Source organism: Pseudarthrobacter sp. GQ63, assembly GCF_059758765.1.
This window is the reverse complement of sequence record NZ_JCAXEF010000006.1, coordinates 130,754-152,339: the sequence shown is the minus strand read 5'-3', so window position 1 is coordinate 152,339 and position 21,586 is coordinate 130,754. Positions and strand designations below refer to the sequence as shown.

Sequence of the window (21,586 nt, the reverse complement as noted above, 5' to 3'; positions counted from 1 at the left end):
TTCGTCCGGAGTTAAGTTGAAATGTTGCAGGACGGTTTTTACAACACCGAATGAGATGGGGGAATGGATTGAGGCGCTAACGCAGAACAAGTAGATCCTTAAATGTAGCCAAAGCAGGGGTGCCGATCTGCAACCGGCACCCCTGCAACGGAACTAGATGGTGGTGGCTTTACCGCCATAAAGAACGGCAAAATCGATCTTCTGTTCCTTGGGCTTCTCGATCCTGAGCTGCATTAATTTCCCCAATCAATTAATGAGAACAACCTCGTGCCGTCCTCAGCGAGGAAACTAACACAACTTTACTTATTGCCAAAGTCATACGCTGGGGCGGGGCTTTCACGGCGTGATGCGGTGCTCCGGTATACGGAGGTTCCTGCTGGTGCAGGCGGAATACTGCTTACGCACCGACGTACGCCGCCAGGTGCTTGCCGGTGAGCGTCGGGGATCCGGCCACAAGCTCAGCCGGCGTGCCCTCGAAAACGATCCGGCCGCCGTCGTGCCCTGCTCCCGGGCCAAGGTCGATGATCCAGTCCGCGTGCGCCATCACGGCCTGGTGGTGCTCGATCACGATCACGGACTTGCCGGACTCAACCAGCCGGTCCAGCAGGCCCAGCAGGTTCTCCACATCGGCCAGGTGAAGGCCGGTGGTGGGCTCGTCCAGGACGTACACGTCGCCCTTCTCGGCCATCTGGGTGGCGAGCTTGAGCCGCTGGCGCTCGCCGCCGGAGAGCGTGGTGAGCGGCTGGCCGAGGCTGAGGTAGCCCAGGCCGACATCCTCGAGCCGCGCCAGGATGGTCCGGGCGGCGGGTGTCTTGGCCTCACCCTCGGCAAAGAACGCCGCAGCCTCGGTCACGGACATGGCGAGGACCTCGGCGATGTTCCGCCCGCCCACGGTGTATTCCAGCACGGCGGCCTGGAAGCGGCGGCCCTCGCAGTCCTCGCAGGGTGACTCCACGGTGGCCATCACGCCGAGCTCGGTGAAAATGACGCCCGCGCCGTTGCAGGTGGGGCAGGCGCCCTCGGAGTTGGAGCTGAACAGGGCCGGTTTCACGCCGTTGACCTTGGCGAACGTCTTGCGGATGGGCTCCAGCAGCCCGGTGTAGGTGGCCGGGTTGCTGCGGCGCGAACCTCGGATGGCGCCCTGGTCGATCACCACCACGCCCTCGCGCTTGGCCACGGAACCGTGGATCAGGGAGCTCTTGCCCGAGCCGGCCACCCCGGTGACGACCGTCAGGACACCCAGGGGAATATCGACGTCGACGTCCTGGAGGTTGTGCGTCGAGGCGCCGCGGACCTCCAGCGCCCCGGACGCCTTCCGGACGGCCTCCTTCAGGGCCGCGCGGTCCTCCAGGTGGTGCCCGGTGATGGTGTCGCTGCTCCGCAGGCCCTCCACGGTGCCCTCGAAGCAGACCTCGCCGCCGTTGGTCCCGGCCCCGGGACCAAGGTCGACGACGTGGTCCGCGATGGTGATCATCTCCGGCTTGTGCTCCACCACCAGGACGGTGTTGCCTTTGTCCCGCAGCTGGAGCAGGAGCTGGTTCATCCTTTCGATGTCGTGCGGATGGAGGCCGATGGACGGCTCGTCGAAGACGTACGTAACGTCCGTGAGCGAGGAGCCGAGGTGGCGGATCATTTTGGTGCGCTGGGCCTCGCCGCCGGACAGGGTGCCGGCCGGCCGGTCCAGGCTGAGGTATCCGAGGCCGATCTCCGAAAAGGAGTCGAGCAGGTGCTGGAGGCCCTTGAGCAGGGGAGCCACCGAGGGGTCCTTCACGTCCCGGACCCACCCGGCAAGGTCGCTGATCTGCATCTGGCACAGCTCGGCAATGTTCCTGCCGTTGATTTTGGAGGAGAGGGCCTGCTGGGTCAGCCGGGTCCCCTCGCACTCGGGGCAGGTCTGGAACGTGACGGCCCGCTCCACGAACCGGCGGACGTGCGGCTGCATGGCCTCGGGGTCCTTGGACAGCATGGACTTCTGGATCTTGGGGATGATCCCCTCGAAGGTCAGGTTGACGCCTTCCACCTTGATCTTGGTGGGCTCCGCGTAGAGCATCGTGTCCAGCTGCTTGGCGGTGAACTTGGCGATGGGCTTGTCCATCGGCAGGCCCATGCCCTCGAACAAGCGCCCGTACCACCCGTCCATGGAGTACCCCGGAACTGTCAGCGCTCCCTCGTTCAGGGACTTGGCGTCGTCGTACAGTGCCGTGCGGTCAATGTCGCTGACGTTGCCCATGCCCTCACAGCGCGGGCACATGCCGCCGAGGTAGACGGCATGGTTGACCACCGCCTTCTCCACCCGGCCGCCCTTGTCCGTGGACATGACGCCGCTGGCCTTCCGGGTGGGAACGTTGAAGGAGAACGCCGTGGGCGGGCCGGCGTACGGGGTGCCGAGCCGGCTGAAGAGGATGCGGAGCATGGCGTTGGCATCGGTGGCGGTGCCCACGGTGGACCGAGGGTTGGCGCCCATGCGCTCCTGGTCAACGATGATCGCCGTCGTCAGGCCTTCCAGGAAGTCCACCTCCGGGCGGGCCAGGTTCGGCATGAAGCCCTGGACAAACGCGCTGTAGGTCTCGTTGATCATGCGCTGCGACTCTGCGGCGATGGTGGCGAACACCAGGGAGCTCTTGCCTGAGCCGGACACCCCGGTAAACACCGTCAGCCGGCGCTTGGGCAGCTCAACGCTGATGTTCTTGAGGTTGTTCTCCCGCGCACCCTGCACGCGGATCAGGTCGTGGGTGTCGGCGACGTGCAGCCCGTTGGCCTGGGTGGTGGTGCCGGTGTCCGTGCTCATCGGGTCTCCATCTGTTGGGCTGCGCTATCTGTTGGGCTGCGCTGACCGGAAGCTGCGTGCCCAGCCGCCGGCCGCCGTCGTTTGTATCAGCCTAGGCCTGCTGGTTGATCCGTACGGTGTTCCCGGCGGGGTCGCGGAAGGCGCAGTCGCGGATTCCGTAGGGCTGGTCCACCGGTTCCTGCACGACGTCGGCCCCGCTCGCCTCCACCTGGGCGAAGGCGGCGTCGACATCCGGGGCGGAGAGGATCACGGTGGCGTAGGTGCCCTTGGCCATCATTTCGGTGATGGTGCGGCGCTCATCGTCGGTGATGCCCGGGTCCACGGCCGGCGGGTGAAGGACGATGGAAACGCCGGGCTGCCCGGCGGGGCCCACCGTGATCCAGCGCATGGCGCCGCGGCCCACATCGTTGCGGACCTCGAAGCCCAGGGCGTCGCGGTAGAACGCCAGGGAAGCGTCGGGATCGGTGTGCGGAAGGAACGTTGAGGAGATGGTGATGTTGTTCATGGCAGTCATGCTAGCTGCGGCTCCGGAACCGGCGCTTCTCGATTCCTGACCGGTCTGGTGACCTGCTTTGCCACGCACGCGGGGATGCCCGCCGCCGTGCTTTTTGCCTCCTGCTTGTAGGCGCTGGGCGGCATGCCCACCAGCTCACTGAAGCGGGTGCTGAAGGTGCCCAGCGAGGAACAGCCGACGGCGAAGCATACCTCCGTGACGGAAAGGTCACCGCGGCGCAGCAGGGCCATGGCCCGTTCGATCCGGCGGGTCATCAGGTAGCTGTACGGCGATTCCTGGTACGCGGCCTTGAACCTGCGGCTGAGGTGGCCGGCGGACATGTGGACACCGCGGGCCAGGGCCTCGACGTCCAGGGGCTGCGCGTACTCCCGGTCGATCCGGTCCTTGACCCGGCGAAGGAGCATCAGCTCGCGCAGCTGGGGGTCGGTAGTCACCCTTCAGATGGTGCTCCCTGGCGGGGGAGTTGTCCAGACTTTTTAGGGCGCGGTGGCTGCGCAAAACGGCCCCTTTCTGCGGGGTATGATTGTGCCGCCAGCCGGCACGAGGTCCTCGCCCGAACAGGGCTCGAGTCAACGCAGTGTTGGATGATGTCCGTTCACTGAGCAGTGGCATCCGGCGAAACCAAACCCTTTTCATCACTGTCAAAGACCCTGCCCGGATACTGCGCGGGCAGCACCCTGAAAGGACCCCATGGAACTCCTGTGGGAAATCGCCGGCTGGGCCGGCGCGGCTGCGATTCTCAGCGCGTACCTGGCCGTTTCCATGGGCTGGCTGAAGGCCGGCAAAGGATTCCAGACCGCGAACCTAGTTGGCGCGGTCGCCTTCATCATCAACGGAACCTTCCACGGGGCCTGGCCTTCCGTGGTGACGAATGTGGCCTGGTTCCTCATCTCCGCCGTGGCGCTTGTCCGGATGCGTCCTGAGAACAGCCCGGCGGCGGTGGCCGCAGATCCGCAGGTCCAGTTCCCGGGTGTCCCGGACACCACGGGACAGATGGCCGTCGTCGAGGTTCTTACCGGTTCCATGCCCGCCGTCTCCATGCCTGCCATGGCTGACGGGCAGCGGCTGGCGCACTGAAGGCCTCCGCCGGTCATCCGCAAGGTGGTTGGCTCTACGCGTTCCTGGCTGCGGGCCGGCGGTAAACACGCAGGCCGTCACTGTGCAGGAACAGGGCGCGGCCTTTTCCTTCGTCCTGCTGGAGCCAGAGGAGGCTGCCGTCCAGGGCGAGCATGTCGATGCGTCCCGATGCGATGGGCCGCCCCTGGCGGTGGATTTCCACCTGGTCGCTTCGCGAAAGTTTGCACCAGTTGGGAACCGGTTCAGGAGAAAGGGGTGCGGCACCCCGTCCGACGGGCTGGGGACGGTTGTACAAGGTTTTCTCATTCTCCTTGGTTGGGGGTTTGTCCTTGCCGGACTGCCTTCGGAAAGTTCATGGGAGGAGGCAGGGTGACCGGCGGTCACCCTGCCTCCTTTGCGTGCTGTGGCGTCCCTGCGCCCGTCCTTCGGGCTACCTGTTGCGATGGAGTGCGGGAACGGCAGCACGCAGGCCGGACAAGAAGTCCGGCGGTCTGCGGGCTCCGGTCAGAGCTTGTCGGAGCGGACCGCCAGCACGGGGCAGGTGGCATCGAGAAGGATCCTCTGCACGGTGCTTCCGAGGATGAGCTTTCCCACCATCGACCGGTGCCGAAGGCCGATCACGATCATGTCGACGTTGCGGTCCTGGGCGATCTGGATGACAGCATCCCCGGGATCAGACAGGACCGAGGACTCGATGGTCAGGCCCAGGCCGGCCTCGCCCAGCCGGGTTTCCAGCCCGCGCACTTCCTCCGGCTCCAGGTCGTGGTGGCCGCGGCCGATATTCACAATCAGCAGGTCCGACTTCCTGAGGTGCGCTTCCTTGATTCCTTCTGACAGGGCTTCCCTGCCTTCTGAAGCAGGTGCATAGGCGACGAGTACCGTCATTTCTTATCTCCAATGGCCAAAGTGAGTGGCGGACATCTAAACGAGGGTGTTGAACCAGCCCTGCGGCAGGTCGATCGGCAGCAGCGACGGGAGTGCGAGGAGCACGAGGTACAGGACGCCTGTATAGATCACGGCGACTTTCAGCCGTGCCCTTGCAACCACCAGCAGGAAGGCGGGGATGAAGATCGTTACCGCGATCAGGTACCCGAAGACGGCCGTCAGCGCGAGGAAGCCGGTCATCCATGCGAACGTCTTGAACGCGAACCCTGCGTCAAGGGTCCAGCCTGCCCCTTGGGTCCGTGCCCGGAGCCGGGTGCGGATCTCGGTGGACAACAGGATCCCGGAGAACACCAGGCCGCCGATACTCACCAGCTGCGGCACCAGCCGGGCCTCCGGCGAGAATGACGTGGACGATATCAGTGCCGCAGCGAAGGCCGCGGTGAAGATGCCTGCCGCAACGAGGGACCAGTTGGAGTTCTTCAGCGGTGCTTCATCATCTTCCGGCTGTTCGTCCCTGTGGCCGTCGTCGAAATTGGTCTTGCGGCGGGCGCGGATGAACTTGATGAACGCCCAGACGATGGGGAGGACCAGGATGGCCAGGAACACCAGGACACCGGGACGCAGCATCCAGTCGAATCCTTCGTAGAGGCTGTCCGTCAGGAAGTAGTACCGCTCCAGCGGGATGGCCAGGACGAAACCGATCAGGAACGGTGCCCGGGGGAAGCCGGTGGACTTCAGGAGCCAGCCAAAGACGCCCAGGATGATCATGATCCAGAGGTCGCCGAGCTGGCCGCCTTCCTGGAAGGAGCCCAGGAGCATCACGGCCACCAGGCCTGCTGCCAGGACCGCGAAGGGAACCTTGGTGAGCTTGGCGAGCTGCTTGACGCTGAGGAAGCAGAACAGTGCGCCCAGGATGGAGGCGATAGCGAAGGACCACACGATCAGGTACATCAGGTCCAGGTGTTCGGTGATGATGGAGGGGCCCGGCTGGATGCCGTAGGTGAGGAGCATGCCCAGGAGCATCGCCGACGGGACGCCGCCGGGGATACCAAACAGGAGGGTTGGGATCAGGTCGCCGGCTTCCACGGAGTTGTTGGCGCTTTCGGGGCCGACGATCCCGCGGGGGTCTCCCTTGCCGAACTTGCGCTTGTCCTTGGCCGTTGCGACGGCCTGGCCGTAGGCCAGCCAGGTTCCGGCGGTGGCGCCGACGCCGGGCAGGACACCTGCCCAGATGCCGATGAGTGCTCCCCGGATCACCTGGGTCCAGTGGCTGAGCCATTCGCGGATGCCGCGGCCCCATCCCCCGCCCAGGCTGATGGTTTCCTTCTGTCCGCGGCGCTGGCTTGCCCGCGAGGCGATTTCGGCCAGGCCGAAGATGCCCAGCGCCACGGCCACAAGTGACAGGCCGTCGCCGAGGAAGAGGCTGCCGAAGGTGAAGCGCTCCTCAGCGGTGGTGGGCGAGGTTCCCACCATGCCCAGGACCAGGCCCAGGAGGCCTGCGGAGACGCCCTTGATGATGTTTCCCCGGGACAGTACTGCTGCCAGGGCGACGCCCAGGACGGTCAGCATAAAGAGCTCGGGGCTGGCGAAGGAGAGGACCAGCGGCCGGGCAAGGGGGATGGCCAGGGTCAGTCCGATGGCACCGATGATGCCGCCGGCCATGGAGGACAGGAACGCCAGGGTCAGGGCGCGTGCTGCCTGGCCTTTCTTCGCCATCGAGTAACCGTCGAGCATCGTGACGCTGGCGGAGGCGGAGCCTGGTGCCCCGAGCAGGACAGCGGAAACAGTGTCTGAGGTGTGCACGACGGCGAGGGCGCCAATGAGCAGGGCAAGCGCCTGGGGCGGTTCCATGCCGAACGTGATGGGCAGGAGGATGGCGACGGCGCCTGTGCCGCCGAGGCCCGGGATGAGTCCCATGACCAGGCCGGCGACGGTGCCGATCAGGAGCATGATGAGGAGGGAAGGATCAGCGAGGGATGCCAGCGCTGCCATTGCGGAGTCAAGCATGATGGTCCTTATTCAACGTGGATGTTGTATTTGTCCGCGAGCAGTCCCGTGACATAGGACCGGACGGAGCTGCTGACGGTGTAGGCCTCGCGGACCCGTTCGGCCACGCCGGAATCGGCCACCAGGGGATAGCCGCCGAGTACTTTGGCGGCCTTCTCCTGGAATGCCGGGTCCGTGCCGAGCTTTTCGCTGGACTCGCGCAGCAGCTGGTACGCCTTCTCGGGTGTCTCTTGCGGAACCCAGAGCCCTTTTTGGTAGGTGTAGGTGAGTCCAAGCAGGGTCTTGTAGGCCTCGTACTTTTCACCCGAGGGCTTTGATCCGTGCAGCGTCTCGTAAGCTTCTGCAACCGTGGGAACGTCCGGAAAGTTCGGGTCGCGGACTACTTCCCCGGCCTCGTCCAGCTGGCCGAACGACATCAGGACAACGGCTTTGCCTTCCTTGGCGATGCCTTCGACCGCCGAGCCGTAGGCCGACGTCGTCTGGTAGTCCAGATCGATTTCCCCGCGCTGGAGGGCCAGGTTGACGGGTCCGCGGCCTTCGAAGCCGAAGGTGCTGGTGACGTCCGCCTCGAGCAGGTCGAAAGCCACCAGGGTGGTGATGTCTAGGCCCGTGGCGCTGATGCCGCCGAATTCCAGCGGGGTGTCCCGGTTGATCAGGTCCTGCAGGCCGGCCACCCCGGCTTCAGCCCGGGCGTAGATGACGCCGCCGGTTCCATTGACGACGACGGGCTTCAGGTCTTCGAACGAGTACTTCACCGCTGAGCGGCCCAGCACCCAGGGCACAACCGTCGATGCGGTGCCTACCAGGATCTCAGTCCCGTCAGTCTTGGCGGAGCGGGCGAACCGGTTGGTCCCCAGGATGCCTTCACCGCCGGCTTCATTCACGGGGGCAAAGCCGGGGCGGCCGGCCACGTAGTTGGTGAGCTCTGTGCCGATGAAGCGCGCCCACGTGTCCGTGCCACCGCCTGATGCCAGCGGAATGAGGAATTCGAGGGTCTCGCCGCTGAAATCGCCGTCTTCGGTGCTGGAGGGCGGGTTCAGCAGGCTTCCGCCCAGGACGGTGGTGGCAGTTCCCAGCAGTGCGAAGGCTCCTACTGCGGCAAGAATCGTGCGCCGGGAGTGCTTCGGGGGATCTGGCAGCTCTGTCTGTTGGGTCTGCTCTGCAGGGTCGGCAGCGCCGTCCGGGGAGGTTCCGGGCGGCTCCAAGGATGACTTATTGCTCGTCATTGAGGAATCCTTTGGGGTTGGTGCCTTCCTTCCATGAAACACCAGTCCGGTGCAGCTGGGCGGGGAGGCTGTTGGGGGGTTACCAGGTCTGTGGAAGCAGCAGTTCCGCGTCAGCGATGCGGCGGGCGCTGCGAAGGGTGCCGACGACGGGGACGCCGTCACGTACTTCCGCCCATGTCTGGACGATGCCGGCCGGTGTCCGCATGGTCAGGCCTGAGGAGGAATCTGTGGCGAGCAGGTCCCGGACCACCGTGCCCTCATGCTGCGCGGCCATGGTCAGGGCCACGCTTCCGGTGATCGCGAGGGCGGGGTGCAGTCTGCCCATGGACAGCATTCGGACAACAAGGTCAGCCTCGTCGTCAGGGGATGCCGTGGCCACGATCGCCAGCTTGGGGATGGCCCGCTCAGCCTCGGCCCGGCTCGCGGCAAGGCCCATGCGGACGGCCGCGTCCCTGCGCACGTCATCGAGGTGCACCAGCAACGCCGCCTGGCTGTCGATGTCCGCCGCGGTTTCGTGGCCGGTGAGTCCGATGGACGCGGCGTCGATGATGATCAGCGGTGCCCCGGCATCAATGAGCGTGGCAGGGACCTGCCGGCCGTCGAAGGTCACCTTGTCCAGGGGCTCGCCGGTGGGAAACAGCTTCCCGGTGGTGCGCCCTGCAGGGTCAAGGAAACCCATGCCGACCGGAAGTCCGGGGAAAGGGACACCCGGGATCAGCTGGGTTCCGGGATCCTGGAGTGCGCCGCCGGGGGTGGGGACTTTCTGCAGGATGAGCTGATCGGTGTTGGTGTTCAGCGTCCTGACTGATGTGCTTTCCTGGCCGGGTTCCACCCAGCCCCGTTCGATGGCGTACGGGGCCACCACTGCCGAGCAGTTGCCGCAGTTGCTTCCCCAGTCCACTTTTTGTTCATCGATGGACACCTGGGCGAATGTGTAGTCGACGTCGGCGTCCTCGCCGACGGAGCGGGACAGGATGACGGCCTTGCTCGTCGTGGACGTCCCGCCGCCCACTCCGTCCACCTGGCGGTGGTCGGGGCTGCCAAAGAGGCGGAGGAGAACCTCGTCCACGCTCTTTCCGGGGACCTGGAGGTTGTCCCATTCGAAGACCCAGCACTTGCTGGTTCCGCCCCGCATCCACACTGCTGGGATCTTAAACATGATTGCCCTTCACATCTTTTGGGCCCGTCTTTGGGCCATCACGCCGTATCGGCATTCACCAGTGTGATCCGAGCCTCGTATGAATTACAAACGCCAAATTGTGCACCGCTATGCACTTCTTCTTCAGTCAGGTGGCCGTTTGCAGCGTCTTTTCGAGCTTCCTGCGGATGGTTGGCACGGACCACGTCAGCAGGGGCGCTATGTTCCGCTGTCCATGAAGTATCGAATTAGAATAGTGAGGGGTATGGAACAAACGCTTCAATCGGAAGGCCGCCATGTTGAACGTCCGCAGGCTCGAACTGCTGCTTGATGTTGTTGAACTCGGGTCAATCACCGCCGCGGCGGAGAAGCACGTGTACTCGCCTTCCGGGGTGTCCCAGCAGCTCCGGCGCCTGGAAGCCGAAATCGGTCAGCCCCTTCTGCAGAGGCAGACCCGCGGCATGGTCCCCACGGATGCCGGACACGTCCTGGCCGCACACACCCGCCGCATCCTCCGGCAGATGGCAGCGGCCGAGGCGGATCTTGCGGAAATCGCCGGCCTTAATCGGGGCAGCCTCACCATGGGAACCTTTCCCACCCTGGGAGGTTCCTTCCTCCCCGTCGTCATCAGCAGGTTCAAGAAGGAGTACCCGGCCATCGAGCTGCACGTCCGTAGCAGCAGGTTCGAGGACCTGATTGAGATGCTGGAGAACGGCCAGGTGGGAATGTCCCTGCTGTGGGACTACGAATGGAACCGGATGAATTCGGAGGACTTTGCGCTGACTACGGTGTTCGAAGACTCAACAGCGTTGATCGTCGGCAAGGACCACCGCCTGGCCCGCCGGAAGCAGGTGGACATGGCGGACCTGGCGGACGAGGAGTGGATTGTCCGCGGCCAGGAACACCCCGTAGTGGAGGTCCTGCAGCGCAGCGCCAGCGCTGCAGGATTTACGCCGCGGATCGCCTTCCATGCCAATGACTACCAGGAAGCCCAGGCCATGGTGAGTGTTGGCCTGGGCGTCGCGCTGGCGCCCCGCACCGCCGTCGTCAATAAACACCCCGGCGTGAGCATCGTTTCGCTCGGCGCGTCGGCCCCGTCCCGGCGGGTCCTGCTGGCACACCGCCATGACAGGGTCCGTGCGGCTGCCGAAATTGCCTTCCAGACGACCCTCCTGGAGGTCGCAAAGGACGCGACGGCCGACTTCCGGTGAAGGCGTGCGGGGCGCGGGCGCGAAGAAGATCGTCCATATAGTTGCACTTTTCTGCCATGGGAAGCCGGGATTTTTGTTCATAGTGTGAAGAGGTGACGGACGCTAACGACCTCAAGAGCCAGATTCATTTGCCCGATGCGCCGCCGGACCAGCGGGCTGTCCTGGAGGCCGGCGGCGTTGCCTGCTGGAGCGAGCCGGTGTCCATCGATACCTATGCGCCCGGTGTGCCGGACCGGTACCCGATGTTCCTGGACCGCCGCGTGTACCAGGGGTCCAGCGGCAAGGTCTACCCGATGCCGTTCATTGACAGCATCGCCGGCTCGAAGGAACCCCGGCTCTGGCAGGCGATCCACCTGGAGAACGAATATCTCCGGATCATGCTGCTGCCGGAGATCGGAGGACGCATCCACATCGGCTTCGACAAGACGGCCGGGTACGACGTCTTCTACCGGAACAACGTGATCAAGCCCGGCCTGGTGGGCCTCGCAGGGCCCTGGATCTCAGGTGGCGTGGAATTCAACTGGCCCCAGCACCACCGCCCGGCAACGTTCCTTCCCGTGCAAACATCCATCGAGCACGGCGCTGATGGGGCCGTGGTGGTGTGGCACAGCGACCTCGATCCGCTGCAGCGGATGCGGGGGACCCACGGGGTCCGGCTCCGCCCGGGCAGTTCGCTGATCGAGGTGGAGGCACGGCTCTACAACTGCACGGATCTGCCGCAGACCTTCCTCTGGTGGGCGAACGCCGCGGCCCGCGTCCACGACAAATACCAGTCGTTCTTCCCGGCCGATGTCCGCTACGTGGCGGACCATGCCCGCCGGGCCATCACGGCTTTTCCCCGCGCGGACCGCCCCTATTACGGCGTGGACTACCCCGCCCTGGCAGGGGAGGGCAGCCCGGAAGCGGACCGCATCGATTTCTACGCCAACATTCCCGTCCCCACCTCCTACATGGTCACCGACACCAGGGACAGCTTCTTCGGCGGCTACGACCATGAGGCGGGTGCCGGGTTCGTCCACTGGGCGGACCGCGGCATTTCCCCGGGCAAGAAGCAGTGGACGTGGGGCAACGGTCCGGTGGGCAAGGCTTGGGACGCGCACTTAACTGACGACGACGGCCCTTACGTTGAGCTGATGTCCGGCGTCTTCACGGACAACCAGCCCGACTTCAGCTACCTCGCCCCCGGCGAGACCCGCACCTTCAGCGAGTTCTGGTACCCGATCCGCAGGATCGGCCCGGCGCACCAGGCGAACCTCGACGCCGCCGTCTCACTCGAGTTGGACGACGCCGGACGCAACGCCGCAGTGGGGGTCGCCACCACGGCGGACCGGGCCAATGCCACGGTGGTGCTTCAACACCACGGGCTGGCCATCCGGTCCTGGAATGCCCGGATCTCCCCAGCCCGCCCCTTCGCGGAAGTGTGTGAGCTTGACGGCCGGGCGGAGGCCGCCGACCTCACGGTCCGGGTCCTTGACGGGGGAGCGGAGCTGTTGGCATGGTCCCCGGCCCGGCCCGGTGATGCCCCGTCCGGCGATGCCCCGTCCGGTGATGCCCTGTCCGGCGATGTCCGGGAGGAGCCGTGGGTGGCCACCGAGCCCGGTCGTCCGGCGGAGATCGAAAGCCAGGACGAGCTCTACGTCACCGGCACACACTTGGCCCAGAACCGGCACCCCACCAGATCGCCCCTGCCCTATTTCGAGGAGATGCTCCGGCGGGACCCCATGGATTCGCGCGCATCGATCGCACTGGGTGCAGCGAGATACGCCACCGGCCAGTACACGGAAGCGCGGAGGCTGCTGGAGAACGCATTGGCCCGGCTGACCCGCCGCAACCTGAATCCGCCCAGCGGTGAGGCCAGCTACCGGCTCGGCCTGGTGCTGGAGCGTACCGGGCAACCGGAGAAAGCCGCCGAACATTTTGCGAAGGCCGCCTGGGACAGGGCCTGGGCGCATCCGGCCCGCCTCGCGCTGGCGCGCCTGGCCCTCCGGTCGGGGCAGCCGGCCGAAGCCCTCCGGCAGGCCGAAGCGGCGCTGGGCCTGGACCCGGCCAGCCCTGCGGCCAAGCACCTGCTCCACCTTGCACTGGGCCAGGCCGGGCGCCTGGATGAGGCCGCCCGCCAGCTCCAGCACATCCGCAGCGCCGACCCACTGGACCCCGTGGCCCTGGCCCTGGACGGCGCCCTGGACGTTTCGGACCCCAAGACCTCCCTGACCGTGGCATGCTGGCTGGCCGGCGCGGGCCAGTGGCAGCGTGCCCTGGACCTGACGGAGGAGCCTGCCCGGTCCGGCAACAAGGGGTTCGGCAACCCGGAACCCCTCCGCCGCTACCTCCGGGCCTGCTGGCTGGACGAGCTGCTGGACCCGGAAGCGGCATCGCGGGAACGCGCTGCTGCCCGGCGGAGCGACACCACCTATGCCTTCCCCCACGGGTTGGACCACTATGACGCGTTGCACCGCGCCCTCCAGGCTTATCCCAAAGACGCGGTGGCACACGGGCTGCTGGGATGCTGGCTGCTGGACAGCGGCCGAACCCCGGAAGCGCTTGCCCATCTGCAGGCCTCCATGGCCAGCGGATCGGAGGACCCCGTGGTGTGGCGGAACGCCGCGATCGCCCACATCAACACCGGCGGGGACGCGGCAGCAGCGGACTCCTTCTTTGGGCGGGCCCTGGAGCTCAGTCCGGATGATGCCCGGCTGGTGTTCGAGCGTGCCGTCCTGGCCGGCCTCCGAGGTGTGCCAGTCCAGGAGCGCCTCGACGCCATTGAGCGGCACGGCCCCGCCGTCCTCCACCGCGACGACCTGACCCTCCTCTATGCCAACCTGCTGGTTGACGCCGGCCGGGCGGACGAAGCCCTGGGCATCATGACCACCCGCAACTTCCAGCCGTTCGAGGGAGGCGAAGGACTGGCCCTGGCGGCCTATGACCGCGCCTCCGTGGAGGTTGCACGCGCGCTCACGGAGCAGAGTCCGACGGCGGCCGTCGACCTGTTGCGGAAGGGCATGGAGGCGCCGGCGAACCTGGGTGAAGGGCGGCACCCTGCCGGGAGCCTGGCCGAGCGGCTGGTGGCGCTGGGGGACGCCCTCAGCCGGGCAGGGGACGGTGAAGCGGCAGCCGAGGCATGGAACGACGCCTGCCGGGAAGGCTCCCCGCTGGCCGCCGGCTCCGCTCCGGCGGGACCCGCCGACTACTGGAAAGGCGTTGCCTGCAGCAGGCTGGGCAGGCACGCTGACGCTGAACGGATCTGGCAACAACTCGACGCCCGGGCCGCTGAACTGGAAACTGCTCCCGCAGCGCCTGACTACTTTGCAACATCCCTGCCCGAGCTCCTGCTGTTCACCACGGACGCGGCCGGTGCCCGCCTCGAAGCAGCTGCACTCCTGCGCACGCTGGCCGCAGAGGGCCGCCGCTCCCACCTCAAAGAAAAGGCAAACTCTTGACCGACGCACCGAGATACCTCGGCTCCGGAACCATGGAACGCGACACTGAAGCCGTATCCCTCACGGGCGCACCGCCGTCGCACCTTCCCTCCCGGCTGACCATCACCCTCTGGGACTTCTCCTGGTACACGCGGGCCGAAGATGGCGGCCCGTACGCCAGCCTGGACGCTGCCTGCGCGAAGGCTGCGCAGCTGGGGTACAACACCCTCCGCATCTGCGCCGCGCCGCTGCTCCTCTTCGGTGCCCTCGGCCTCGACGATCTGGCCGCTGACCTGGAGATCGAGGGGCTCGGAACGGCGCCGGACGGCGGCTTCTACGGCCGCGGCACGCGCTGGTACGACGCGCCCGGCGGCTACCGGCTCAACCTGCGGGAGCGGCTGCTGGAGCTTTTCGACGCCGCCGCACGCCACGGCCTGGTGGTGATCCTCGCCAGCTGGGAGTACCAGCAGTCGTCGGTCTTCGCCCGTTCACCGCGGTGGTTCGAAGCGATCGACGCCGTCCCGCTGCAGGACAGGTACCGGGTCCTCGCGGACTCGTGGGACCGGCTCATCGGCGCGCTGACAACGGCGGGCCACCGGGACCGGATCGCCATGGTGGAGCTGCACAACGAGGTGGACTTCTCCATCCTGCCCGCGCTCGCGGAGGGCGGCACCCAGGAACTGGAACGCCTCCGGGGACTCCACCCCGACCTTCTGGTCACCGCAAGCTATGGCAAGCCCCCGCACCTGGCCATGCACACAGTCCCGGACGGGCTGGGAGCAGCGCAGTTCCACGTCTACAGCTACGGCGTGCTGGACGCCCTCCAGCAGGAGATCGATATCAGGTCCGAGGGCGCCGCCGGCTTCCCCAACCCTGCCTTTCCCAACCCTGCCCTGGCCGCCCTGCTGCGGCCCGGAGCACCCTCGGCGGCAGACTACGGGCGGCTGGCCGAGTGGAAATACCGGGCAACGGTGGTCACAGACCAGATGTTCTACGGGTACGACTGGATCGATCCGGACGCGTGGGACGCCTGGCTGTACAACGGGTTTGGCGAGTACAGGGAGGTCATGCGGCGGGAGATCGAGTCCCGTGTCATCGCCATCGCCGCCTGGGCGCGCTGGAAGAGTGTCCCGGCCGTCGTGGGTGAAGGCTGGATCGGCTACACGCCCCTCCATGGGACGTTCGAGGAAGGCCCTGTGGGGCGGGACCTCGCCGAGCGCGGCATCAGTGCGGCGCTGGACCACGGAGTCTGGGGGATGGTCCTCTGTTCCAATGCCGCCCCGCACCACCCCCTGTGGGCCGACGAACCGTGGCAACTCCGCATCAACCGCCGCATCCTTACCGCCCCCACAAGTTGAAGGAACTGTCCATGCCAACCGAACACGTCACCCTTGGGATGCCCAACACCAGCAAGCCCGGCGCCGGGGTGCTTAGCGCCGCGCACCGGCCGCATGAACTGGCACTGCAGTTCCCGCCCATGAGCAACATCGAGGACCGTCACAAGAGGTGGCGGCTCACCAGCCAGTACATCGAACACGACGGCGTCCCGGCCGTGCCGGTCTCCGGGGAGCTGCACTACAGCCGCCTGCCCCGGTCCCGCTGGGAAGAGCGGCTGCGGCTGATGAAGGCCGGAGGGATCACCGTGGTGGCGTGCTACATCTTCTGGATCCACCACGAGCCGGCCGAGGGCGAGGCACGCTTTGACGGCAACCTGGACGTGGCCGCGTTCGTCCGGCGCTGCGCTGACGTTGGCCTGGACGTGGTGCTGCGCCTTGGCCCCTGGTGCCACGGCGAGGCCCGCAACGGCGGCTTCCCGGACTGGGTGCAGGCCGCGCCGGTGGCGCACCGGACCAATGACCCCGCCTACTTGGCCATGGTGGAGCGCTGGTTTAACCGCATCGGCAGGGAACTGGACGGCCTCACTGGCCCGGACAGCAACGTCATTGGCATCCAGCTGGAAAATGAGCTCTACGACCAGCCCCGGCACATCACCGAGCTCAAGAAACTGGCCAGGGCGGCAGGGCTGGGCGCACCCGTCTGGACGGCAACGGCCTGGGGCGCAGCCGACATCCCGGAGGACGACGTCATGCCGGTCTTCGGTGGCTACGGGGACGGTTTCTGGGTCGATGCCGACGCCCCGTGGGACCCCACCTTCCGGGAGCATTACTTCTTCAGCCACGGGTGGGATGACCCGGGGATCGGTGCGGACCTGCGAGAACACTTCTCGGGTAGCGGCGCGGCACCGTCCCGCTCCCCGTCCACTCTCTATCCCCCGGCAACCTGCGAACTCACCGGCGGCATGGCAACGGCCTACCAGCGGCGGCCGTGGCCCAGCGGAAAGGATGTTGCGGCGGTAGCCAACAACAAGATCGGCAGTGGCTCCGCGTGGCAGGGCTACTACATGTTCACCGGCGGAATTAATCCCCCGGGCGGAATACAGGAATCCCAGGCAACGGGCTACCCCAACGATCTTCCGGTGTTTGACTACGATTTCCACGCCCCCATCGGTGCGGCGGGACGGCTGGCGCCCAGCTTCGCAGAACTGCGGAAGCAGCACGCGTTCCTGGCGGCGTTTGGTGCCCGGCTTGCCCCGATGCCGTCCACCATGCCGGATGACCTTCCTGCAAGCATTGATGACGCGGCCACGCTCCGCTGGGCCATGCGCTCGGACGGCCGGTCCGGATTCCTGTTCGTCACCTGGCACCAGCCGCACATTCCCCTGCCGGATTACCCGGGAGCCCAGTTCAGGCTCCTCCTGGACGGGGAAACACTCATTTTTCCGCGCGGGGGCCTCACCATTCCTGCCGGAACCATCGCGCGCTGGCCCGTTAAACTGGAAGTGGCAGGTGTCCGCCTTCGATGGGCAACGGCGTCGGCCTTCACACTGCTGGACCCGGATGGTGCGCCCACGCTGGTCCTCGCTGCCGAGGCAGGAATAGTGCCGCAGCTGTGCCTGCCGGAAGGAACCGTTCTGGACGGTCCGGCAACCGCGCTGGGTGGGGGCGTGTACGCCGTTGACGGCGGCGGTCCGGTCACGTTGACGGCGAGCTCGGACGCCGGCTCGTTGGCCATTCTTGTCCTGCCCTCCCATCTGGACAGCCAGGCGTGGGCTTTGGAAACACCGCAGGGGCGGCAGCTGGTCCTGTCCGCAGGCCCGCTCTGGGTAGGTGCGGATGGCCGCCTGGCCGGTAGGTCGCAGGGAGAACCCGCCGTCCGGCGCTACTCCACCGCGACCGGTCTGTTCGAGGACGTGCGGACAGGCACCTTGAAGCCTGAACCCTTTCGCCGGACGCTGCCTGCCGAGCGGATCCGCGCCGCGAAGCCCGTCCCGGAGTCCTTCGGCTCCCTGGCTGGCCGCGCTGCCGCGCCCGCGGAGGCGGACATTGACGAGCTGGCAGCTGTTTATGCGGTGGACGTGGCGGGGGCGGACCTGTCCGGGGACCATACGGAACTGGAGGTTTCCTGGGCCGGGGATGTCGCCCGCCTGGTGGTTGACGGGACCGTGGTGGCGGACAGGTTCTGGGATGGTTCTCCATGGATTATCGAAACCAACGACGCTGGAATACGCCCGGGCTCGGACGTAAGGCTCCAGATCCTGCCTCTCCCGAAAGATGCAGAGGTTGGGCTGCCGGCCGAGGCGCAGCGCCGGCGGGACACGGTTGCCGGTGACCTGTTTTCCCTGGACAGCCTGGAACTCCTCCAGTGGGCAAGGTGGACGGAGGAGCCCGCTTGAGCTGCCGCGTTGTGCCATAGCATGGACACTTCGTGGCGGAAGGAGTGCGGGGTGGAGCGGGCAACGGGGTTTCCCAACCAGCGCCTGGTGGTTGTTCCCCGGCCCTTAGTCCGGGAGGCTCTGGAGCGTCCCATTACGCGACGGCTGGTGGTCACGGACGCCGGCGTCTTTCCGGCCGCCGGGGAGCACGGGCGGTACCGTCCCCAAGGCGCGGAGGAAACCATCGTCATCCTCTGCGTCGCGGGAACGGGGTGGGTGGAAACCGGCGGTAACCGTTACGACGTCGGCAAGGCAACCGCCGTCGTACTTCCCGGCAACACGGGTGAGGCCCATGCGTACGGTGCCTCTGCTGAGGACCCCTGGACCATCTGGTGGTGCCACATCCGTGGCTCCGATGTTGCCGAACTCGTTGCAGAATCCGGGGTGCGCGCCGGCCGGCCCATCATCCCGCTGGTGGCGGTGGACCGGCTGACCGCCATGCTGGACGAGATCATCACTGCCCTGGAGCAGGATCAGTCGCCGGCCCGCCTGGTGGCGACGGCCGGGATGGCTTGGAAGCTGCTGGCCACCCTGGCGGTGGACCGCCGCCTCCCGGAACAGGGAACGCCGCTGCAGCAGGCCGTGAAGTTCCTCGAGGACCGGGTGGACGGCGCCATCCGGCTGCCGGACCTGGCCAGGGTGGTGGGTGTTTCGCCGTCGCACCTGAGCAAGCTGTTCCGGGAGGCGACGGGCGGGGGCGTGCTGGCCCATCACACAGCTTTGAAGATGGCCCGGGCCCGGCTCCTGCTCGACACAACCGACCTGACGATTGCGGAGGTGGGCCGGGAAATCGGGCTGGCAGACCAGTTCTACTTCTCGCGCCAGTTCCGCCGGCTGCACGGGGTAAGCCCCAGCGCGTACCGGGCGGACCGGAAGGGCTGAGGCGGTTGGGGCTTGGGGCTTTCCAGGCCTGCCGTAGAGGACCGGCCGCTCCAGACCCGTTCGGATGAGTGTCAGGTTGGGGTCTGAGGCCTTCCACGGGGTGTGTCCGGGATGCTCGTTAGGGATCCCAATCTGACGCTTTTGTCGTGCAAATCTGACGTCAGGTTGGGGTGTACTTCCTACGTCCAAAAGCGGTCTCACCCCTCGGATGCATTCAGACGATAGCGCATTTGAAACACCGTGCCCTGGCGCCTTGGGCTTCCACCGTCGGAACGTTTGAAAGGTGGGAAGGAAAGGCTGGCATCGCAGCTGACAGGGCTTACGCTCGGGACCTCCGATCCGCCATAGCTGACTGGCCGCGGTGCCTACACTCATGGTGAGAGGGGATGAACCAAGAACGATTCAAGGAGCTTCCGCGTAATCTGAGGCAGTGAGAAGGCGCCGGGTTGGTAGAGGCCCTGGATCTGCAGCCCGTCTGAAAGGGCAACATATGCGCGTGCTGCTTCGATCGGTTCGATTCCAGGATGAAGTTCCCCTTCGGCCTGGGCATCCCTGAACGCCCCTTCCACGTGGCTGAGAATGGCTTCGTAGCGACGCTTGAAATACGCGTTTGCTGGGTGGTCTTCTGCCGTCGACTCTGCGGACATCATTGCGAAAAAGCGGGTTACTGATGGGTTGGCCTGATCTCGTTCAGCGACATCAATTAGGCCTTGCAGCAACGCGGCCCCCCTGTTCCCCTCGAAAAACGTCTCCGCTTCAGCGTCACGCTGTTCAAAGACGGCTTCCAACAAAGAGGTCTTGGTTGGGAAGTGATGGTTCAAGCCAGCAACGCTCATGCCCGCCAAGGACGCGATTTCACCCAAAGGAGCGTTTAGAAAACCTACCTTGGCGAAGACAACGGATGCGGCGTCCACAATCTGCTGCCGGCGGCGGGCCGTCTTTGCGTACTCTCCACGCCGAGTCGTATTGGTACTCATCCTTTGACAATACCAATCATTCAACGAAAACCGGAAGATCATCCGTTTTTCGTGCTACGGTAAATGTATCGACCGTCACATCGATCCCGTTCAACGTCGAAAGGACGTGCAATGAAGCACAACACAAGCAAGCATTGGGCTGTAGGGGTTGGGCTGTCATGCGCTCTTGCCCTCTCTGCCTGCTCCGGAGCTGGCGGGGGAGGAACCGCGCAGGAGCAGACAACCCTTCGTTACGGCTCGGCAGCCGCTCTCAACTCTTTTGCCCCTTGGGAAGCGCGTTGGGCAGGGGATGTTGCTTATCTCCAACCGGTCTATGACACGCTTCTTCGAGCGGATCCGGACGGCAACATACAGCCGGGTTTGGCTTCCACGTGGGACTGGGACGAGACGCTGACCAAACTCACTTTGAAACTGCGTGACGACGTGAAGTTTAGTGATGGCCAGGCGCTAACCGCAGACGTCGCCGCCGGGAACCTTACTCGTTTCCGCGACGGTACCAGCGACAACGCTTCATTCCTGCGCGCTTTGAAGACCGCCGAGGCAGCAGACGAGCATACTCTCGTCCTGACACTGTCGGAGCCCGACCCGGCATTCCTCGTCTATCTGTCGCAGAATGCTGGAATCATCGGAAGCCCGTCGATGTGGAACTCTCCTGAGGCCAAAACCACCCCGGTCGGCTCGGGCCCTTACGAACTCAATAAGGAAGAGTCCGTGGTGGGTTCGAAGTACGTCTTTGACAAGAAGGCCGATTATTGGGATTCGGAGTCCGTCCATTACGACGAGATCGTTGTGAACGTCTATGCCGATTCGACGGCGCTTGTTAATGCGCTCAAGAGTGGCCAGCTGGACGTAAGCGCATCAAACACACCCACCCAAATCCCTGACGCCAAAGCTTCCGGCTACGAAGCCAACCTTACTGAGTTGAACTGGGCCGGGTTCTTGCTGGTCGACAGAGAAGGAAAAACTAACCCGGCCCTTGGTGACGTCCGCGTTCGCCGGGCCATCAACCACGCTCTTGACCGCGATGGACTTGTACAAGCTCTCGCTGCTGGATATGCCACGCCAACAACCCAAATCGTTTCCGCCAGCAGCGATGCCTACGTTGCCGACCTCGACGAACGCTATCCGTATGACCCGGACAAGGCTAAGAAGCTTCTCGCTGAGGCGGGCTACCCGGAGGGCTTTACTCTGGTCATGCCGCGGAACAATTTCGTGCCCGAGTCCGAATTTGCTGTCTACGCCGAACAGCTCGGAGCGGTCGGCATCAAGGTCCAATGGGAGCAGACCGGAGACGACCTCTTCCCGAAGATGCTGGGCGGCACCTGGTCGGCGTTCCCGTTCCAGCTCCAGTCTGACCCGACTGCATGGCAAACGCTGCAGTTCGCCGTACTGCCATCCGCGACATGGAACCCATTCCACGTCGCGAACGACGAATTGTCGGCACTGGCCGCGAAACTGCAGACGGCGAAGGGCGAGGATGCTGCGTCTGCCGCCAAGCAGGTAAACGAGTGGATTGTGGACCAGGCATGGTTCGCGCCGAGTTACCGTCTCCAGAGCGCATTCTTCAGCGACGCGGACACGAAGGTTGTCATGCAGGACGACAACATCGCGCCTTACCTCTGGAACATCGAGCCCAAAAAATAATCGCCGGGGCGGGTGTGATGCTACGCCCGCCCCGACCCGGACGGGACCC

16 protein-coding genes are annotated in these 21,586 nt (G+C 65.6%); 7 read left to right on the top strand and 9 right to left on the bottom strand.

The genetic code is table 11. The annotated features are described in order from the left end of the window. Positions 1–397: 397 nt before the first annotated feature. From AC6CHP_RS12355 to AC6CHP_RS12345, 3 genes are all read right to left on the bottom strand, one after another. The gene (locus AC6CHP_RS12355) at positions 398–2,788 is read right to left on the bottom strand and encodes an ATP-binding cassette domain-containing protein (protein ID WP_427116706.1); all 2,391 of its coding nucleotides are present in this window, start codon (positions 2,786–2,788) and stop codon (positions 398–400) included. A 91-nt stretch (positions 2,789–2,879) separates the two neighbouring features. Then, on the bottom strand, positions 2,880–3,302 hold the full coding sequence (locus AC6CHP_RS12350; RefSeq protein ID WP_188728574.1) for a VOC family protein: 423 nt from the start codon (positions 3,300–3,302) through the stop codon (positions 2,880–2,882). Beyond that, positions 3,299–3,706: a helix-turn-helix transcriptional regulator gene (locus AC6CHP_RS12345; protein WP_377192685.1), complete on the bottom strand. Its 408-nt coding sequence runs from the start codon at positions 3,704–3,706 to the stop codon at positions 3,299–3,301. The genes AC6CHP_RS12350 and AC6CHP_RS12345 overlap by 4 nt, the downstream gene beginning before the upstream one ends. A gap of 286 nt (positions 3,707–3,992) precedes the next feature. Here AC6CHP_RS12345 and AC6CHP_RS12340 point away from each other — a divergent pair, with 286 nt between their 5' ends. Beyond that, complete coding sequence (locus tag AC6CHP_RS12340) at positions 3,993–4,379, top strand: CBU_0592 family membrane protein (protein ID WP_498230168.1); 387 nt, start codon at positions 3,993–3,995, stop codon at positions 4,377–4,379. A 34-nt stretch (positions 4,380–4,413) separates the two neighbouring features. On the opposite strand, the gene AC6CHP_RS12335 is transcribed toward AC6CHP_RS12340, so the two are convergent. The 5 genes from AC6CHP_RS12335 to AC6CHP_RS12315 form a co-directional block, all read right to left on the bottom strand. Continuing rightward, on the bottom strand, positions 4,414–4,674 hold the full coding sequence (locus AC6CHP_RS12335; RefSeq protein ID WP_427116709.1) for a hypothetical protein: 261 nt from the start codon (positions 4,672–4,674) through the stop codon (positions 4,414–4,416). 209 nt (positions 4,675–4,883) lie between these two features. Further along, positions 4,884–5,264, bottom strand: coding sequence for a universal stress protein (locus AC6CHP_RS12330; protein WP_498230165.1), 381 nt, complete (start codon positions 5,262–5,264; stop codon positions 4,884–4,886). A gap of 36 nt (positions 5,265–5,300) precedes the next feature. Continuing rightward, the gene (locus tag AC6CHP_RS12325; protein ID WP_498230163.1) at positions 5,301–7,271 is read right to left on the bottom strand and encodes a tripartite tricarboxylate transporter permease; all 1,971 of its coding nucleotides are present in this window, start codon (positions 7,269–7,271) and stop codon (positions 5,301–5,303) included. An 8-nt stretch (positions 7,272–7,279) separates the two neighbouring features. After that, positions 7,280–8,497: a Bug family tripartite tricarboxylate transporter substrate binding protein gene (locus tag AC6CHP_RS12320; protein ID WP_188728584.1), complete on the bottom strand. Its 1,218-nt coding sequence runs from the start codon at positions 8,495–8,497 to the stop codon at positions 7,280–7,282. Positions 8,498–8,576: 79 nt separating this feature from the next. Continuing rightward, complete coding sequence (locus tag AC6CHP_RS12315; protein WP_498230161.1) at positions 8,577–9,656, bottom strand: PrpF domain-containing protein; 1,080 nt, start codon at positions 9,654–9,656, stop codon at positions 8,577–8,579. Between the two features lie 275 nt (positions 9,657–9,931). On the opposite strand from AC6CHP_RS12315, the gene AC6CHP_RS12310 reads away from it, so the two are divergent. The 5 genes from AC6CHP_RS12310 to AC6CHP_RS12290 all read left to right on the top strand — a co-directional run bounded on the left by AC6CHP_RS12310 (position 9,932) and on the right by AC6CHP_RS12290 (position 18,916). Beyond that, positions 9,932–10,846, top strand: a complete 915-nt coding sequence (locus AC6CHP_RS12310; RefSeq protein ID WP_498230159.1) for a LysR family transcriptional regulator — start codon at positions 9,932–9,934, stop codon at positions 10,844–10,846. A gap of 92 nt (positions 10,847–10,938) precedes the next feature. Then, complete coding sequence (locus tag AC6CHP_RS12305) at positions 10,939–14,283, top strand: DUF5107 domain-containing protein (protein WP_498230157.1); 3,345 nt, start codon at positions 10,939–10,941, stop codon at positions 14,281–14,283. After that, positions 14,280–15,620 carry a cellulase-like family protein gene (locus AC6CHP_RS12300; protein ID WP_498230156.1) on the top strand — a complete coding sequence of 447 codons (1,341 nt, stop codon included), beginning with the start codon at positions 14,280–14,282 and terminating at the stop codon, positions 15,618–15,620. Before AC6CHP_RS12305 ends, AC6CHP_RS12300 begins: the two co-directional genes overlap by 4 nt. Positions 15,621–15,631: 11 nt before the next feature. Next, positions 15,632–17,995 carry a beta-galactosidase gene (locus AC6CHP_RS12295; protein WP_498230154.1) on the top strand — a complete coding sequence of 788 codons (2,364 nt, stop codon included), beginning with the start codon at positions 15,632–15,634 and terminating at the stop codon, positions 17,993–17,995. A gap of 51 nt (positions 17,996–18,046) precedes the next feature. Next, complete coding sequence (locus tag AC6CHP_RS12290; protein ID WP_498230152.1) at positions 18,047–18,916, top strand: AraC family transcriptional regulator; 870 nt, start codon at positions 18,047–18,049, stop codon at positions 18,914–18,916. Between the two features lie 371 nt (positions 18,917–19,287). Here the strand turns inward: AC6CHP_RS12290 and AC6CHP_RS12285 are convergent, their stop codons facing one another. Continuing rightward, on the bottom strand, positions 19,288–19,893 hold the full coding sequence (locus AC6CHP_RS12285; RefSeq protein ID WP_498230150.1) for a TetR/AcrR family transcriptional regulator: 606 nt from the start codon (positions 19,891–19,893) through the stop codon (positions 19,288–19,290). 111 nt (positions 19,894–20,004) lie between these two features. Between AC6CHP_RS12285 and AC6CHP_RS12280 the strand changes: the two genes are divergently transcribed. Continuing rightward, the gene (locus AC6CHP_RS12280) at positions 20,005–21,537 is read left to right on the top strand and encodes an ABC transporter substrate-binding protein (protein WP_430228774.1); all 1,533 of its coding nucleotides are present in this window, start codon (positions 20,005–20,007) and stop codon (positions 21,535–21,537) included. Positions 21,538–21,586: the final 49 nt, after the last annotated feature.

Excerpts from the sequence above, each read along its gene's own strand:
- AC6CHP_RS12355 (WP_427116706.1), bottom strand. The coding sequence starts at position 2,788 with ATGAGCACGGACACCGGCACCACCACCCAGGCCAACGGGCTGCACGTC.
- AC6CHP_RS12350 (WP_188728574.1), bottom strand. The coding sequence starts at position 3,302 with ATGACTGCCATGAACAACATCACCATCTCCTCAACGTTCCTTCCGCAC.
- AC6CHP_RS12345 (WP_377192685.1), bottom strand. The coding sequence starts at position 3,706 with ATGCTCCTTCGCCGGGTCAAGGACCGGATCGACCGGGAGTACGCGCAG.
- AC6CHP_RS12340 (WP_498230168.1), top strand. The coding sequence starts at position 3,993 with ATGGAACTCCTGTGGGAAATCGCCGGCTGGGCCGGCGCGGCTGCGATT.
- AC6CHP_RS12330 (WP_498230165.1), bottom strand. The coding sequence starts at position 5,264 with ATGACGGTACTCGTCGCCTATGCACCTGCTTCAGAAGGCAGGGAAGCC.
- AC6CHP_RS12325 (WP_498230163.1), bottom strand. The coding sequence starts at position 7,271 with ATGCTTGACTCCGCAATGGCAGCGCTGGCATCCCTCGCTGATCCTTCC.
- AC6CHP_RS12320 (WP_188728584.1), bottom strand. The coding sequence starts at position 8,497 with ATGACGAGCAATAAGTCATCCTTGGAGCCGCCCGGAACCTCCCCGGAC.
- AC6CHP_RS12315 (WP_498230161.1), bottom strand. The coding sequence starts at position 9,656 with ATGTTTAAGATCCCAGCAGTGTGGATGCGGGGCGGAACCAGCAAGTGC.
- AC6CHP_RS12310 (WP_498230159.1), top strand. The coding sequence starts at position 9,932 with ATGTTGAACGTCCGCAGGCTCGAACTGCTGCTTGATGTTGTTGAACTC.
- AC6CHP_RS12295 (WP_498230154.1), top strand. The coding sequence starts at position 15,632 with ATGCCAACCGAACACGTCACCCTTGGGATGCCCAACACCAGCAAGCCC.
- AC6CHP_RS12285 (WP_498230150.1), bottom strand. The coding sequence starts at position 19,893 with ATGAGTACCAATACGACTCGGCGTGGAGAGTACGCAAAGACGGCCCGC.
- AC6CHP_RS12280 (WP_430228774.1), top strand. The coding sequence starts at position 20,005 with ATGAAGCACAACACAAGCAAGCATTGGGCTGTAGGGGTTGGGCTGTCA.